The following is a 16,463-nucleotide window of genomic DNA, read 5'->3' on the forward strand; positions in this document are numbered from 1 at the left end:
ATGTTTAAAATTTTAGATACCAGTATAATAGAGCTTGATGTAAATGATGAAAAAAGGAAAGTTGTAGTAAACCCTTCTGATACATTGCTTTATACTCTTAGAAATGAATTAAATCTTACGGGTGCAAAACCTGGCTGTGAAAATGGTGATTGTGGTGCATGCACTGTTATTGTAGACGGATGGCCTATAAAATCCTGTTTAACTCTAACTGTAGAAAAATGATAGGTCATAAAATAACAACAATTGAAGGTCTTAAAAATGCTCCTATTCAAAAAGCATTTGTAGAAAAATGGGGATTTCAATGTGGATTTTGCACATCAGGATTTTTAATGGTATGTCATTCTTTAGCTACACAGCACAAAAATGCAGATGATTATATAACAGAACAGTGGCTCCAATCTAATTTATGCAGGTGCACGAGTTATCAGGAAATAAAGGAAGCCATAAATTCAATTTTAACAGAAAGTATTTAAGAAACATTACAAAATAACCCTTGATAGCCTAAACAGCTTCTCAAGGGTTTCTAATCTTATTATATTCATTCTTTATAATATCAATAAATTAGTCTTTCACACATCATACATCTTTCTCTATAACCCGTAGTACGAAATCATATTCAGTGTATGCATCATTGCGTCATCATTTACCCAAATATCCGGTGAAAATCCGGTTTCTTCAGTAAACACTGCTTCATCATAATAAAAGCCTAATCCGGAGCCACACTCGATATTGATTCTCGAATTGGGAAGCACAATCTTAACAGAGCTGTCACTCATCAAGCCTCCGCCGCTGTTGGTTCCCACAAAAATCACGTTGTCCTTATTACGCAGAGCCGCAATAAGCCATTCGCCGGCGGAAAATGTATAATTGTCAACAAGAACAAATAATAAATTACTGTTTTTACTGCGCACAAAAGCCGATGCTTCTTTTATTTCCCAACCGTTGCTTCCCGAACTGTAGTTATTCAGCAACTGTTCTGATTCCTGATCTGATAAATATTGCCCAAGATTTTTGTATTTCAGATAATCCGCTGCCCTGCTTATTCGATATGCGTACACATTGCCTGTAGCATATTTTGACAGCACCGGATCATATATATCCAGCCAGTCTATAACATATTTGGACATTCCCCCGCAGTTTCCACGCATATCTAAAACTGAAACCTTACTATTTTTCACAGTATCTGCCGACCTGACAAATCTTCTTCCGTCCTGTTCATACATGAATGAACGTACAGAAATAACCGGAATACCATTTACTTCATAGTCAGAATAATATGTACCGTTATCTGTATGATTTTCAAATTTTGGAGGCACCAATACAAATTTTTCGGTCCTGTTATCAAACACAACCTCTGCCACTCCTATTACATCCGCAGAAAGCATGCCTATCTTATAGACAAGCATTCCTTTATCATTTATGGAACGCTTCATGTATTTTTCAATCTCATGGCTGCCATCTACCATGGAAACATAGCTTCTCTTTCCGCCTTCCTCAACATAATATCCCTTTTTATCCTTAAGGAATACCGTTTCTTCGTTAGAATAATATACTGCTTTTTCTAAAACGGGCTCATTGCCAATCCGAAAATGACCATCCTTTACAAAGCTGAGATTCCTTTTAAGTGATTCACGCAAAATACTGACAGACAACTTCTCTCCCGCAGCCTTACAATCTGAGAGCACATCTTCCTTTGCTCTTTCAAAGGTCTTATCTCCTCCGAAATAGAAGTATGCCCCATAGCAATTTTTCAAGACTCGGAATATAATGTCTGCATCACCCTCTGCTTCTTCATATGTTAGACGGCTTGCACTTCCCTTGAACTTGCTATATTCCGTAATACCTTCAAGCTCTTCGGCTGTAAACCCTACTTCAAATGCTTTCATATCAGGTGTATAAGCCTTAATATCTACGCCAGGTACACACATAGTTTCAAGTGCATGCTGCTCGTTAATCACTTTTACCTCACTGTAAAAGTCATCCTGACCATTATATCCATATACAGGAAGAACCAACATTAATAAACTCATCACAGCACACAATACCTTTATCATTACTATGTATTTCCTTTCATTACAAAATATTTTTCTTAATCAATTTTTACCTGTTTGTAAATTATAACACAAATTACACTAAATTCCAATACGTAAAAAATGCTCACAAAAAAATACCTAATGAAATTATAATTTCCTTAAGTGATTTTTCGAGTGTACTGGGGGACTTATCCACCATTTTATTTAGAATAATTTATTGGTAATCCCGTATTTCCATAGTTTCTCCGTTTCTAAGGTAAAATATCGATTTTGTTTTTTTGTTTATAAATAAATTTGATATCTTCGTGCAGGATCAGACGGGAAGTTTTTGCGTTTTTTGCGGCATAGACACCGTAGGTATTTTACGCTCCGTGCACTGCCGTACAACAGTATTTTCAGCATGAACATAACTCCTGTATAGTATTGCTATCATTGTATTCTTCAATGCATAAGTTGTTACAGCTTGTTCTATTATAAATATAGTTTGGCGCAAAAGTTTCTTCGGACGTTTAATTGCAAAAAAATAAACACGGATTTTTTATCCGTGTTGACTTTTTATCATTATTTTTAAAATTTTCTACACATTATCCCAATGTTTCTTTGCGTTGTCATATATCTTTTCCAAAGACATTTCATCAAATATTTCATCATCTATCTTTAAATAATCTTCTTTGCTTATGCTCACACATATCCTATTACCCATGTATCAAATTCTTCTTGCCCAAATACAGGTTATATTAACTTTTCATAGTTGCCTACTGCGTATATTACCAATAATAATGCAACAAGATGCTAATGCTGCAAAAATATAGGGTATATCTGTAAGAACATTTAACCACAAAAATGCTACAGACCAACCGTGCCAGATTGCCCTTATCCCTTTATTTTCCATAGCAGCTTTCCTCCGTTATCGTTTTAGTTCGCCGAATTTCATAAATGCGTAATCGTTTCCATTAAATTATACCATACCTTTTATATAAATTATACAAATATTGGTTTCCTACCTTTAAAATTATTAATTTTACTTAATAAAAAAATTCTGTAGCGGTTTATCTTCTACAGAATTTTCTATTATAAGAATATCTTTTATGCATTTTTGTATTTTATGCTAATTCAATTTTTTCACAACATAGTTGTTTTTTTCATAACTTAATTGTGGCTGAACACATATCGCAAAACAGCAAAACCGCTTTACTCAACCGTTACCGATTTTGCCAGGTTCCTCGGCTTATCTATGTCGCAGCCTTTAATGAGTGCTGCGTAGTAAGCTAGGTACTGTGCCGGTATTATGGCTGCAAGAGGTGATAATAGTTCGTTGATATCGTCAATTACTATATCATCTGTTTCCTGGCTTAATTTTCTCATAGATATTACCATTGTAGCAGCTCCTCTTGCCTTAACTTCCTTGATGTTACTTCTTGTGTTAAGGTTTATATTTTCCTGTGTAATGACTGCAATAACAGGAGTGTTCTGCTCAATTAATGCAATTGTTCCGTGTTTTAACTCGCCTGCAGCGAAGCCCTCTGTCTGTATATATGAAATTTCCTTTAGCTTGAGTGCCGCTTCTAAGCATACAAAGTAGTCCATGCTTCTTCCTATATAGAAGCAGCTCCTGCTGTCTGCAAGATATTTTTCCGCAAGTTCTTTATATTTATCTTTATCATCGCATAGGGTTTCCATTGTGTATGCAATTTTGCTCAATTCTTTAAAAATGTTTATGTCAATTTTATTATCAACCAATGCAGCAACAATTGATAATACAGCTATTTGTGCAGTGTATGCCTTTGTTGAAGCAACGGCAATTTCAGGACCTGCATATAGGAGGAGAGTATTGTCTGCCTCTCTTGACAGTGTTGATCCCTTTACATTTGTCACTGTAAGCGTTTTGAAGCCCATCTCTTTAACCTTTACAAGCACCGCTCTGCAGTCTGCAGTTTCTCCGCTTTGGGAAATAAACATAAACAGGGGCTTGTTGGATAAAAGCGGCATATTGTATATGAATTCACTGGCAATTATAACTTCCGTAGGCTTTCCGGCTATTTTTTCAAAAAATTGTTTCCCTATAAGGCCGGCATGGTAGCTGGTTCCGCAGGCGATAATGTATAGTTTGTCGCATTCTCTAATATTTTCAATAATTTCCGGAGCAATGTACATATTTCCGTTTTCATCTACATATTGAGACATTATTTTTCTGATTACAAAAGGTTGTTCTTCTATCTCTTTCATCATGTAATGAGGGTATGTTCCTTTTTCAGTGTCAGACGCATCAATATCCGTTTTATATGGCTCTCTTGATACTCTGTTCCCGTAAATTGTATATATTTCTATGTCATCTTTTGTAATTTTAAGAAATTCCTTATCTTCTATTTCATAAAACTGGTTTGTATAGTTAATCATTGCCATTGCATCACTGCCGAGCATGTTAAAGCCTTCTCCCTTTCCGGCCAGCAAAGGCGTCTTATTTTTAGCCGCATACAGCGTATTCATATCTTCCTTATCAAGAATGGCAAGAGCATATGACCCATCCAATTCACTCATGGTGTGTCTGATTGCCAAAGGGACATCTTCTCCGTCATTAACGAACTTTTCAATAAGCTGCACTATAACTTCTGAATCTGTATCGCTTGTAAATTTACTTCCATTTAAGTATTTATGTCTCAATTCATCCTCATTTTCTATTATACCGTTATGAACCAGTGTAAATCTTGTAGAGCTGCTTTGGTGGGGATGAGAATTAATTTTATTCGGCACACCGTGTGTCGCCCATCTGGTATGACCTATTCCAAGATTTCCTGAAATACTGTTGTCAAAACATTCTCTTAAATTGGATATTCTTCCTTTTTCCTTACATATATATACGTTATTGTTATATGCAACCGCTATACCTGCCGAATCGTAACCTCTGTATTCCAGCTTTTCCAATCCACCTAAAATAATTTCCTTAACATCTTCAAATCCTATATAACCAACTATTCCGCACATAATATTTCTCCATTCTTATATTATAATATTTTCCGCCTGCTTTTTGCAGACACATGAAATTTTACGCAGGATATTCCTGCTTTTCTAATAAAGCAACGATATTAAATTAATATTCTTTAGGGCATAAAATCATAACCATTAGCATTGCATTTTTATTTTTAGCAATAATATAAAATATGCATAAAAACAAGAAGTTCTTGGGAAATAAGAACCACAGCAAAATGGTACAAAACCTAAATACTATTAATAAAAAATTATTTTTCTAATTTGATTAAATTGGGAATTTTCAGGAAAGATAATATTATTTCAGTAATGGATATGTTGGCTAACGGTTTTATTTTGTCTCAACAGTCACCTGCCGGATTTGTAAAAACCATATCGATGAAGCCGCACCGCAGAGCATCCGCCGAATTTTCGATAACTCTGTCCTCGTCAACTAATTTAGTTCTGGCGCTATAATACTTTTTTGTCCTGACTCCCTGAATACCTCCTTTTCTATTTATTAAATTATGAAAAAAAATAAAAAAAGTTACTTCACTTTTCACATTTTACCATAAAAAATGGAAAACGTCTATACTTTTTTATTTATTGTTGTATGAAGCAATTTTTTCTTGCCAATTCTCATCCTTTTGTTCAATTATTTGCCATGTATTATTAAAAAATCGCTGTTAATAATAATGTTAGAAAGTCATTCAAAAAGGCTTTCTTGAAATTTAATCTTGTAAATTAAGATTGACCTGAACTTTACATAGTTATTCAGGTTGATTGGGCCCAATAGTATAATTTACCACCGTAACATTATCTTACATGATTAAATTAGAAATCAAGGACAATACTAATAATACATCTATGAAAGGAGAAAACAAAATGGCATCAAACAATAACAGCGGAAGCAACAATATAGTTGTTCCTGAAGCAAAACAAGCTTTGAATCAAATGAAGACTGAAATAGCTAATGAATTGGGATTAACAAATTATGAGCAGGTTGACAAAGGTAATTTGACAGCTAGACAAAATGGATATGTTGGCGGTTACATGACAAAAAGATTAGTTGAAATGGCTCAGAGACAAATGAGCGGATCCAGCGGAACTGGCGGAATGAAATAAACCAAGTTAAAATAAAAAATGGTGAGCGGCTATGCTGCTCACCATTTTGTTTTATTTGTTTTCGCTTGCTCTTTCTTTTTTAAGTTCATCAATCAGCAGAGGAACTATCTTGAAAACATCTCCCACTATTCCCACATCTGCAACATCAAATATAGGAGCTGTTTCATCCTTGTTTATTGCAATTATAAATTCGGATTCCTCCATACCTGCCAAGTGCTGTATTGCTCCGGAAATACCGCATGCTATATAAAGATTTGGTCTTACGGTTTTCCCTGTCTGACCTACTTGTCTGTCTTTTGGAACCCAGCCTGCATCAACAGCAGCTCTTGAAGCCGAAATTGTGCCGCCTAACAGATCTGCCAGTTCTTCAAGCATCGGATAGTTTTCCGGACCATGCATTCCTCTTCCGCCCGATACCAACACTTTTGCATCTTCGATATTCATTCTCTGCTGAATTATCGGAATCACATCCAATATTTCAACATTTTTGCATTTTTTAGGTATGTCAATTTTGTATTCTTCTATGTTAACAGGATTCTGCTCTGAGAATTTAGCAGTCTTCATAACGCCAGGTCTTACAGTAGCCATTTGAGGTCTGTGATTCGGGCATGCAATTGTAGCCATAATATTGCCTCCGAATGCTGGTCTTGTCATCATCAGATTTAATTTATCCGAATCTGTGTCATCCTTTTCTATTGCCAAACCTGTACAATCAGCAGTCAATCCTGTGTGGACTCTGGCTGATACTCTCGGAGCCATGTCTCTTCCTATTGCTGTTGCTCCGAACAACACAACTTCGGGCTTTTTGTCCGTTATAATTTTATTCAAAGCATAAACATACGGCTCTGTCATATATAAGTCCAAAAGCTCATCATCTGCATATATGCAAGCATCTGCTCCGGCATAGCAAAGTTTTTTTGCTTCATCCTTCATATCTTTACCCAGTAATACTGCCGTTACAGTTGTGTTTAATTCTTTTGCTAGTTCCCTTCCCTTGCCTATAAGCTCAAAGGCAACTTTCTGTACTTTGCAGTCTCTTTGTTCTGCAAAAACAAATACACCTTTATATTCTGAAATATTCATTCGTCTGCCCTCCTACTATAATATAAATTTCTCTTTTAATTTATCAACTATCAATTCAGCTGATTCCTGTGGTTCCAAGCTAAATACCTTACCTGCAGATTTTGCACCCTTGGTAAATGATTTTTTAACCTTCGTAGGAGAACCCTTAAGACCAATGTTATCTGTATCTACATCTATATCTTTCAAATTCCAAACCGTTGGATTATTGGCTCTGAATGCGTCAAATATTCCTCCCGGAGTCATATATCTTGGTTTGTTCAACTCTGACAGTGCCGTAATCAATACAGGCATTTCAGCCTTAATTGTGTGGTATCTGTCTTCATATTGCCTTTTTATAATTACATAATTGCCTTCTATTTTAATGTCTTCGACATAGCTTATATTAGCAAGTCCAAGATGTTCAGCAATTTGCGGGCCTACTTGAGCTGTATCTCCGTCTATTGCCTGTCTTCCTGTTATGATTAAATCATATTTCAAATTTTTAATTGCGGCTGCGATTGTGGATGATGTTGCCCATGTATCAGCTCCGCCAAATGCTCTGTCAGTTAATAGGATTGCTTCATCTGCACCCATTGCCAGTGCTTCTCGAAGTGCCAGATCTGCCTGCGGCGGTCCCATTGATAACACTGTTACATGCGCGCCTGTTTCATCTTTTAATCTCAATGCTGCCTCAAGCCCTGCCTTATCGTCAGGATTTATTATGCTTGGAACACCTTCTCTTATTAATGTGCCCGTTTTTGGATCAAGCCTTACTTCTGTTGTGTCAGGCACTTGTTTTATGCATACTACTATATTCATTATTCTGCCTCCCTACTTCAACATATTCGCACTGATAACCATCCTCTGAACCTCTGAAGTTCCTTCATAGATTTCTGTTATCTTTGCATCTCTCATCATTCTTTCAACAGGATAGTCTCTTGTGTATCCATATCCTCCATGGAGCTGAACAGCCTTTGTTGTAACCTCCATTGCAGTTTCCGCAGCAAATAGCTTTGCCATTGCAGCATCTACGCTATAAGGCTGACCTGCGTCCTTGCTGGCCGCAGCCCTGTACACCAACAGTCTTGATGCATCCACTCTTGTTTGCATATCTGCCAGTTGAAATTGCGTATTCTGGAACTTGGAGATAGATCTTCCGAACTGTTTTCTTTCTTTCACATACTTAACAGTTTCATCTATAGCTCCCTGAGCAATTCCAAGCGCCTGAGAAGCTATTCCTATTCTTCCTCCGTCCAGAGTTTTCATTGCAATTTTAAAGCCCTGTCCTTCTTTCCCTAAAAGGTTTTCCTTCGGTACTATGCAATCTTCAAAAATAAGCTCACATGTAGCCGATCCTCTGATACCCATTTTTAACTCTTTTTTTCCTATTGAAAATCCTGGGAAGCCTTTTTCAACTATAAATGCTGAGATTCCTCTTGTTCCCTTCGATTTATCGGTCATAGCCATAATTATATATGCGTCAGCATATGAACCGTTTGTTATAAATATTTTAGTTCCGTTCAAAATATAATTCTCACCGTCCAGAACAGCCTTAGTCTGCTGCCCTGCAGCATCTGTACCTGCTCCTGGCTCTGTAAGTCCGAATGCGCCTAGCCATTCTCCCGACGCCAGTTTAGTCAAATATTTCTTTTTTTGCTCTTCTGTACCAAATTCATAAATCGGAGATGCGCATAATGATGTGTGTGCAGACAAAATAACACCTGTAGTCGCACAAACCTTTGATAATTCTTCAACTGCCATAACATATGTTAAGTTATCACAGCCCTGGCCGCCGTATTCTTTTGGAAACGGTATCCCCATAAAGCCAAACTTATGCATTTTCTCAACAGTCTCAGCAGGAAATTTTTCTTCCTCATCAACTTCCTGGGCCAACGGTTCCACCTCAGTGACAGCAAATTCTCTGAACAGCTGCCTAGCCATTTCATGTTCCTTGCTTAATTGAAAATTCATGTCTTCACTCCTTAATTTTTTGTCTCTACCCTTTTTACCCAATTGTTAATAATTTAACCGTTAATGCTATAAATTTTCATAGCATTAACGGTTAAATTATACTCCTTTGTTTATTAAATATCAAGCACAATTTTTTCCAAACAATGACAGAGACCAATTGGTCTCTGTCGTGTTTGTGACACTAATATTTATTTTTGTACAACTATTTGAAATTAGGCTTTCTTTTCTCCATAAATGCAGCTATTCCTTCCTCTCGGTCATCCGCAGCAAAGCATAAGCTGAAAATATTTGTTTCGTAGGCTATTCCTGTTTCAATATCCGTCTCTACTCCTCTATTTATGGACTCTTTTGCATATTTAACTGCAATTCCGGAATTCGACTTAATTTTATTGGCTAGTTTATATGTTTCTTCCATCAAATTGTCTTTCTCTGTCACTTTATTAACAAGACCTATTCTGTACGCTTCTTCAGCATCAATGTGCTCTCCGGCATAAATCAGTTCTTTTGCCCTTCCCATTCCTACCATCCTAGAGAGTCTTTGAGTTCCCGAAAATCCTGGAATAATTCCTAGTCCAACCTCGGGCTGCCCAAATTTTGCCTTTCGTGATGCAATTCTAATGTCACAGGCCATTGCAAGCTCACAGCCTCCGCCCAAAGCATAACCGTTAACCGCTGCAATTACTACTTTGCTTAGCACTTCAATTTTCCTGAACAATCTAGAACCGTCCTCTGAAAACTTTTTTGCCTGTGCAGGAGTCATTGTACTCATGTATGCTATATCAGCTCCAGCAACAAACGCCTTTCCTTCCCCAGTTATCACAATAACTCTAGTATCATCATCTTCATTTAATTGGTTGAAAATATACTCAAGCTCTGCAAGCATTTCAGAATTTAATGCATTCATTGTTTTAGGGCTGCTAATCCTTACTGTGCTTACACCTTCATTTTTTTCAACCAATAGATTTTCAATCTTCATAAATATCTTCCTTCTCTTAAATTTTTTGCACTTTAATCATTATACCACTCAAAAGTTTAATTTCCATTAATTTTTATTAATTATCAAAAAAAACTCCTTAAGTTGTCAGAAAATTTCATAATGACTCCTCCCTTAATTTTTAGGATATAAAAGGTTACATAATGCTTTAAGAAAAAGTGGCATGACTTATGCCACTTTTGTCATTGTCAATTATCCAAGCATCATTGTTCTGTTTGGAATTTGCAAATATACTTATTATGAGGTGATGTATATGAAACTCATTCTTTGGATGAAGACGGGATTTTTTAAGAAAACACCATATAGTCTTGGAGCCAGGGGAAACAATCTGCTCCTGATTCCCACTAAGGCAGAGGATGCAGAACAGATCATCCTCAAACAGGAGGGTCTCCTCTCCGTCACGCTGACACAGCGAAAATATCCGGAACTGGAAATTCAGGCTCAGGATGCGGTATATGTCGGAGTGTTCGAGGAGGGCGTTGACTTCGAGGAAGTTGCAAGTTATTTAAAAGAGCATTTGAAAACAAAAATCATCTGCGAATATAAAGGAGGAGAGTAAAATGAGTAAAAAACTAACAATTTGGCTGACATCAGCCTTCATGGTCCTATTGTTATTTGCGGTACTCCCGATCATGGCGTCTGCATATACCGGTATTTATGATACCTTTGATTCAGGGACTCATGGAAGCGCGCCCGAGGGCTGGAGCACATCTAGTTCTGTGGTTATATCAACGGATGTCAGTGTAAGTCCCGGCAATTCCGTTAAACTGCAGGGGTGGAGCGGCAATGCCGGCAGTAGGCTGATTTATTTTGATAATGTTCGCCTGTATTCCGCTACCGACACAACCGCTCCGGAACTAACCGGCTCTTCAGTATGGCGAAGCGGCAGCGAAACAGCCACGGTTCGCTTTATGTCAAATGAATCGGGTACCTGTTATTATAAGATTACCGACAGCAAAACACCGCCTGCAGACGTAATATCCGGCGGCACTAACGGCGGTTCGGTAACAGAGGATACCACTACGGTGTCGCTTAGCGGTCTGATGGAAGGGATAAAGTATGTCCATCTTGCTGTAAAGGACGGAGCGGGCAACGTCAGTGCACCACTTACAATTTCTCTGCCCTGCGATTACTATTATTTTGAGGATTTCGAGGCCTATCCGCTGAATACTTATATTGCGTCGAACTCCATGTCACCGCTGGCACAGAGAAACGGCGGCACAGGCAGCGGAAATCAGAAGGTTGTGGCAAACGTGAGCGATTCTTCCTCAAATATGCTTGTGCTGGCTTCAAACAGTGGTGCGGCTTCGGACCAACAAATTCTACTGAATTCGTTAGTTCTTGCTTCCGCAGGTGCTTATGTCTTTGAGGGCGATGTCTATCCCTTGCTTGACACAGGTTTCCAGCTGCGCCTTTCTTTTGCCGACAGCAACTATGAGGGCAATCATGAAGCCGGACTATTTTTCAACGGCGGTAAAATAACCACCGCAACTAAATCTGGATCAGTCACGCTTAAGGATGACTACACCGCAAATGTGTGGCACCATGTCAAAATCGTGGCAACCCCCGCCGCAAGCACATATGCGGTCTATTTGGACGGAGAATTGCTCAACGGTGCGTTACCGCTGCCCTCCGGGATTAACCGTCTTGCCATAAGCGCCGGCAATTTGGCCAACAATACACAGGCTTATTACGACAATCTTGAATTTTATCTGACTGACGACACCCCTGAGCCACCTGAACCGGAGGATTATGTGTTCGATATTTCCAAAGGACATGTCACCATAGCCGATGGAACTGATGCAGGAACATACAAGGTAACTTGCGGAGCTTCATCAGTTCTGGATAACATTCCGCAGTCTCAGATCATCACTATCACCGGCAGCGGAAGCAATAACGTTACTATTTCTGCAACAGATGGAACGGTAAAAATTCTTTTGGATAATGCCAGCATCAGTAGCGCCGTCAATTCTGCATTTGCACTGACAGGCTCCTCTGAAGTCGAGCTCACCATTTCGGGAGTTAACAGCATGACAAGCGGAAACAACAGGGCAGGTCTTGAGGTTCCCACAGGTACAGAACTTATAATTTTGGGGACGGACAACGATGAGCTTACCGCACAGGGCGGATACTATGCTGCCGGTATCGGCGGTGGCTACAGCAGTACGCCGGCACAGGCAGGCGTTATTACAATCAAAGGCGGTGTCATCAATGCAATAGGAGGAGATGCCGATGGAGGAACCGGTTCTGGAGCCGGCATAGGCGGCGGCAGAGGAGGAGACGGAGGCTCTATTACCATTGAAGGCGGAGTCGTAACGGCTACAGGCGGATATCGGGCGTCCGGTATCGGCGGCGGAACTTCCGGAACAGGCGGCGCTATTCTCATTAAGGGCGGCGACATTACAGCCACCGGCGGACAATACAGTGCTGGTATCGGCGGCGGTTATGGCCGACCCATGGGCAGTATTACCATTGAGGGCGGAACTGTAATTGCTGCCGGAATAAACGGCGGCGCAGGCATTGGTGGCGGCTATATTACAAGCAATATCACTACCACTTATACAGGCGGCTCTGTCCTGATATCCGGCGGCGACATTACGGCAACATCCACAGGAGGCTCCGGCATCGGTAGCGGGTCTTACCAATATGTTAGCCAAAGAATGCCGGTTTCTGTAACAATTACAGGCGGAACCGTTAATGCCACCAGTACAAACGGAGCTGGAATCGGCAGCACACACGGATCTATTACGATTACAGACGGAACTGTCATCGCTAACGGAGGAGACCGTTCAGCCGGCATCGGCGGCCGCTACTGGGAAAACAGCGGCACCATTGAAATCTCAGGCGGCGACATTACAGCCACCGGTGGCGCTTCCGGCGGAGGTGCAGGCATCGGCGGCGGCTACGCAAATGATGAAAACCCCCTTGACGGCGGCACAATTGAGATTTCCGGCGGAACAATCATTGCCACAGGAGGAGAATACGGCGCGGGCATCGGCGGCGGATACAAAGTCGGTACCGGCACAATTATTATCACAGGCGGGGATATTACTGCCACAGGAGGAGGTGGTGCAGGCATCGGTGTCGGTCTTGCCGGCAGCAGCGGAACAATAGTTATTTCTCAGGCTGAGCTTAGTATTTCACGCAACAGCCCATATACAAACCATGCCATAGACGCAGGTACGTCCGGCACAATCCACATCGGCTTTACCGGCGATTCGGTTACGCCTTCCTATGACCCTGAGTCAAGCCGTGCTCAGGTCACGATTGACAATGACGGTATCAACGAATCTGATCTGGTATTGGGAACCTGCCTGATCGCAGGCGACGGCTCTGGTGACCTTGCAGGCTCCTACATTGAGGGGGTTAAGCAGGTTGTCACATACGGCATCAAATCTATTGATAATCAGACATTTTTACCTCTGACCGAGGGGTACGGGGCGGACGACCTACAGACAATTTCCGTCACTATTGAGAATGCCGGCAACGGAACGCTTTCCAATCTTGCTGTAGCCCTGAGTGGAAATAATTCCGACAGCTTCACGACGACGCATCCACTGACCACAGAGCTTTCCAATCAAGGTGATGCAACTACGTTCATGTTAGTTCCCAATATGGGTCTGACTGCTGAAACCTACACGGCTGTGGTGACAATTTCTGCTGATAATATGAGCGATACCGGATTCACGGTTACGCAGGTGGTAAACGAGGCAGTCTCCACAGATAAGACCCTAATCAGTATCACAACCCAGACGGCAATCACGGGTGTGGTAAACGGTACGGAGAAAACAGCTTCCTCATTGGGGCTGCCCTCAACAGTGACTCTTATAACAGATGACGGCAGTGTTCAGGCAAGTGTAACCTGGGATGTGGATTCGTGCTCTTATGACACGTCCGTCACAACAGGGCAAACTTTTGTAGTAGACGGAACCGTGGTTCTGCCGGATGGAGTGGTAAATTCAAACAACATTTCTCTGGATATAAGCATAAGCGTTACAGTGAATGAGGCTGCCGCAACAGATAAAACACTTGTCAGCATAACGACACCGGCAGCAATCACAGGCATAGCCAACAGAACGGAAAAAACAGCTTCCGCGTTGGGACTGCCATCCACAGTGGCGCTTGTCACCGATGACGGCAGTATTCAGGCAAGCGTAACCTGGGATGTGGATTCGTGCTCTTATGAACCATCTGTCACAAAAGCGCAGGCCTTTGCGGTAAAAGGAACCGTGACACTTCCCAACGGAGTAATTAACCCGAGCAACGTACCGTTAACTACCGAAATCAACGTGTCAGTAAGGGCAAGGTCAAGCGGAGGCGGTAACAACGCCAGCTCTCCATCAAAACCCTCAACTCCGGAATATAAGGCGGTCGTGGAATCCGGCAATAGTTCTAATACGACTTTACCGGTTACGGTCGATAAAAATAGCGGCAGTGCAGCCGTAAACATTAGCACGGACGGCAATCTCATACCCGTTGGTCAAACTGCAGTTGTTACGGTACCGTCAGTACCCGGCGCCGATACTTATTTGCTGGGAGTACCTGTTCCGAATCTGAATACACCGGAAGAGCAGAGTGAAATATTGTTCAAGACCGATTACGGAAACGTAACTGTTCCTTCAAATATGCTTACAGGCATAACGGCCATAGGCGGAAGACGTGCGGAAATCTCTGTTGGTCATGGAGATAAGAGCAATCTCTCTGATGATGTGAAAGCCGCCATCGGCAACAGACCCCTCGTCCGGCTTACGTTGTCCATCGACGGCAGACAGACCGACTGGTCTAATCCAACTGCGCCTGTAACGGTGAGCATACCTTATACACCGACCGAAGCGGAGCTTGACAATACGGAGAACATCGTCGTATGGTACATCGACAACAGCGGTAATCCGCAATGCATTACAAACGGTCGATACGACCTTGAAACCGGCATGGTTACCTTTGATGCGACCCATTTTAGCAACTACGCCGTAGCATATAACAATGTAAGCTTCAATGATGTGGCTGAGAGTGCGTGGTATAACAATGCGGTGAGCTTCATTGCAGCAAGAGAAATTACCGGAGGTACAGGAGACGGAAATTACAGCCCCGAAGCAAGATTAACCCGCGGTGAATTCATGGTCATGATGATGAAAACCTACGGCATATCACCTGACGAGAATACCACCCACAACTTTGCAGATGCCGGCGATACCTATTACACCGGCTATCTGGCAGCAGCAAAAAGACTGGGTATCTCCGCAGGCGTAGGAAACAATATGTATGCTCCGGACAAGGAAATCACCCGTCAGGAAATGGTCGCTTTGCTGTACAATGCCCTAAAGGTCATCGATCAAATCCCCACCGGCAATTCCGGCAGAACTCTCTCTGATTTCGCCGATGCTGGACAGATTAATCCTTGGGCGCTGGACGCCATGACGCTGTTGGTTAATACCGGCACTATAGGAGGCAGCGGCGGCAATATATATCCTGCAAGCACAACCACCAGAGCAGAAATGGCGCAGGTATTGTATAATCTGCTGGGTAAATAATCTAAGAATCTAAGATAAACTATAAAAACAGAAAGTCAGTCACAAAAATTGTGGCTGACCTTCTGCTTTTCACGTTACCCCATGCCTATTACTCTCGATTAATTTATTATATCTGTGTGACACTTAAAGTTCAGAATTTTCAAATAATTTATAACATTTCTGTCAAATCCCACATTTTTTTCAGCACATGCTTAATGTTATATATTTTAGCCAATTCATCTGCTCCATGCTGCCAGCCTGCCAAAACAGGAGTCACTCCGGCATTTATTGCGCATTCCATATCAAATCTGGAATCCCCCACATACAATGTTGTCTCTGGAGAACTTCCAAGCTCTTTTATCGCCTTTATTAGAGGTTCTTTGTCCGGTTTGTGCTTCTTCACATCATCCGCAGAAACAACAGAACTGAAGTATCCGTCGATGTTGAAATTTTCCAACGCCTGTGTAGTAGAATTTTTAAGCCTTGATGTAGCGATGCCCAGTTTTATATTTTTATTTTTCAAATATTCCAAAGTTTCCTCAACTGTTTCATAAAGTGTAACCTCTTCGTTAAATCTTTCCTTTTGATAATCTCTGTAGGAAGCAATTACATCTTCAAAATTAAATTGTCCGAAATCTCTTGATAAAGTTAATGCCAGCGGCTCTCCGAATGTACTCATAACATATTCTTCGCTTAACTCTTTTTTATGAAATACCGAGTATATATGCCTAAATGAATTTAAGATCATTTGATTTGTATTGGCAAGTGTTCCGTCAAAGTCAAATATTACAGTATCTATCATGT

11 protein-coding genes and 1 pseudogene are annotated in these 16,463 nt (G+C 40.8%); 4 read left to right on the forward strand and 8 right to left on the reverse strand.

Annotated features, from left to right (window positions below):
- Nucleotides 1-473 (forward strand): annotated as a pseudogene (locus ACS3UD_RS09190) ((2Fe-2S)-binding protein).
- A 117-nt stretch (nt 474-590) separates the two neighbouring features.
- Here the strand turns inward: ACS3UD_RS09190 and ACS3UD_RS09195 are convergent.
- The 3 genes from ACS3UD_RS09195 to glmS form a co-directional block, all read right to left on the reverse strand.
- The gene (locus ACS3UD_RS09195; RefSeq protein WP_440977614.1) at nt 591-2,054 is read right to left on the reverse strand and encodes a S41 family peptidase; all 1,464 of its coding nucleotides are present in this window, start codon (nt 2,052-2,054) and stop codon (nt 591-593) included.
- 556 nt (nt 2,055-2,610) lie between these two features.
- Nucleotides 2,611-2,736 (reverse strand): hypothetical protein, encoded by a 126-nt coding sequence (locus ACS3UD_RS09200; protein WP_308139899.1) that lies wholly within the window; start codon nt 2,734-2,736, stop codon nt 2,611-2,613.
- A gap of 488 nt (nt 2,737-3,224) precedes the next feature.
- The gene (gene glmS, locus ACS3UD_RS09205) at nt 3,225-5,015 is read right to left on the reverse strand and encodes a glutamine--fructose-6-phosphate transaminase (isomerizing) (RefSeq protein WP_308139898.1); all 1,791 of its coding nucleotides are present in this window, start codon (nt 5,013-5,015) and stop codon (nt 3,225-3,227) included.
- A gap of 867 nt (nt 5,016-5,882) precedes the next feature.
- Between glmS and ACS3UD_RS09210 the strand changes: the two genes are divergently transcribed.
- Nucleotides 5,883-6,122 (forward strand): alpha/beta-type small acid-soluble spore protein, encoded by a 240-nt coding sequence (locus ACS3UD_RS09210; protein WP_213925301.1) that lies wholly within the window; start codon nt 5,883-5,885, stop codon nt 6,120-6,122.
- A 51-nt stretch (nt 6,123-6,173) separates the two neighbouring features.
- On the opposite strand, the gene ACS3UD_RS09215 is transcribed toward ACS3UD_RS09210, so the two are convergent.
- From ACS3UD_RS09215 to ACS3UD_RS09230, 4 genes are all read right to left on the reverse strand, one after another.
- Nucleotides 6,174-7,205 (reverse strand): electron transfer flavoprotein subunit alpha/FixB family protein, encoded by a 1,032-nt coding sequence (locus ACS3UD_RS09215; protein WP_308139896.1) that lies wholly within the window; start codon nt 7,203-7,205, stop codon nt 6,174-6,176.
- Between the two features lie 15 nt (nt 7,206-7,220).
- The gene (locus ACS3UD_RS09220; RefSeq protein WP_308139895.1) at nt 7,221-8,003 is read right to left on the reverse strand and encodes an electron transfer flavoprotein subunit beta/FixA family protein; all 783 of its coding nucleotides are present in this window, start codon (nt 8,001-8,003) and stop codon (nt 7,221-7,223) included.
- A 12-nt stretch (nt 8,004-8,015) separates the two neighbouring features.
- Nucleotides 8,016-9,155 carry an acyl-CoA dehydrogenase gene (locus tag ACS3UD_RS09225; protein ID WP_308139894.1) on the reverse strand — a complete coding sequence of 380 codons (1,140 nt, stop codon included), beginning with the start codon at nt 9,153-9,155 and terminating at the stop codon, nt 8,016-8,018.
- Nucleotides 9,156-9,357: 202 nt separating this feature from the next.
- Nucleotides 9,358-10,131 carry an enoyl-CoA hydratase-related protein gene (locus ACS3UD_RS09230; protein ID WP_308139893.1) on the reverse strand — a complete coding sequence of 258 codons (774 nt, stop codon included), beginning with the start codon at nt 10,129-10,131 and terminating at the stop codon, nt 9,358-9,360.
- 271 nt (nt 10,132-10,402) lie between these two features.
- Here ACS3UD_RS09230 and ACS3UD_RS09235 point away from each other — a divergent pair, with 271 nt between their 5' ends.
- Both ACS3UD_RS09235 and ACS3UD_RS09240 read left to right on the forward strand, forming a co-directional pair.
- Complete coding sequence (locus ACS3UD_RS09235; protein WP_308139892.1) at nt 10,403-10,708, forward strand: hypothetical protein; 306 nt, start codon at nt 10,403-10,405, stop codon at nt 10,706-10,708.
- Between the two features lies 1 nt (nt 10,709).
- A complete protein-coding gene (locus ACS3UD_RS09240; RefSeq protein WP_440977615.1) occupies nt 10,710-15,680 on the forward strand; it encodes an S-layer homology domain-containing protein in 4,971 nt (1,656 codons plus the stop codon).
- Nucleotides 15,681-15,828: 148 nt separating this feature from the next.
- Here the strand turns inward: ACS3UD_RS09240 and ACS3UD_RS09245 are convergent, their stop codons facing one another.
- On the reverse strand, nt 15,829-16,461 hold the full coding sequence (locus ACS3UD_RS09245) for an HAD family hydrolase (RefSeq protein ID WP_308139889.1): 633 nt from the start codon (nt 16,459-16,461) through the stop codon (nt 15,829-15,831).
- Nucleotides 16,462-16,463: the final 2 nt, after the last annotated feature.

The sequence above is a fragment of the Sedimentibacter sp. LTW-03 genome, assembly GCF_052059825.1.
GTDB lineage: Bacteria > Bacillota > Clostridia > Tissierellales > Sedimentibacteraceae > Sedimentibacter.